The sequence below is a fragment of the Streptomyces sp. W16 genome (assembly GCF_033194735.1).
Lineage (GTDB): Bacteria > Actinomycetota > Actinomycetes > Streptomycetales > Streptomycetaceae > Streptomyces.
On sequence record NZ_JAWOAI010001206.1, the window covers coordinates 1 to 765 of the forward strand.

At 75.0% G+C, this 765-nt stretch carries 1 pseudogene; it reads left to right on the top strand.

Annotation, left to right across the window (positions count from 1 at the left end):
• Positions 1-765, top strand: a pseudogene (locus tag R6V09_RS54230) (dehydrogenase); the annotation flags it as partial.

Here is a 765-nt window from a genome sequence, read left to right on the forward strand (position 1 = left end):
GACGGTGCTGCGCCTGGCCGAACGGGTCCTCGCCGACCCCCGGTTGAGCGAGGGCGCCGACGCCACCTGGAACCTGCTGCTGTCCCTCGACCCCGACGGCTCGCGCCGCAACGAGGGCTGGCTGCCCGGCCCCTACAGCCTCGGCCGGTACTTCCGGAACTTCTTCCGGCCCGGCTTCCTGGAACAGCCCGAGTGGCTGCCGGACGGCGCGGCCGGGGCCCGACTCCCGGAAACCCGCGCCCTGTTGGAGGTCCAGGACGAACTGCGGCCCTTCCTCCAGTGCTCCCTGCACGGCGTCGACGTCGGCGGCGGCTTCGTCGAACTGACCCGCGACCTCCCGGGCCTCGCCCAACGCGTCGCGCACACCGCGGCCCGCCTCGGCATCCCGCGCGAACTCGGGCCGTACGACACCCTGTACTGGCCCAGCATCGGCCCCGCCGTCTACCGCATCCCACCACCGCGCCGGGGCGATCTGGCCGCCGCCATCACCGAGGCCGCCGTCGAGTCGACCTGGTTCCACCCGCACCGGCACGGCACCGTCACCGCGGTCGTGGAGGCGCCGATGTGGGGCGTGGCCGGTGTCGAGGACGGCACCCCGCCCGCCGACGCGGACGCGGTCCGGCGCACCGTGAGCCACACCCTGCGCCACGACACCCGCATCCTGGAACAACTCCTCGCGCGCATAAGGCCGTTCGTGCAGGGCGGGGCCGGCACGGGCGCCGGTGCGACGGAGACGCTTTCCCGTGCCGACGGGCCGGCGCCGCC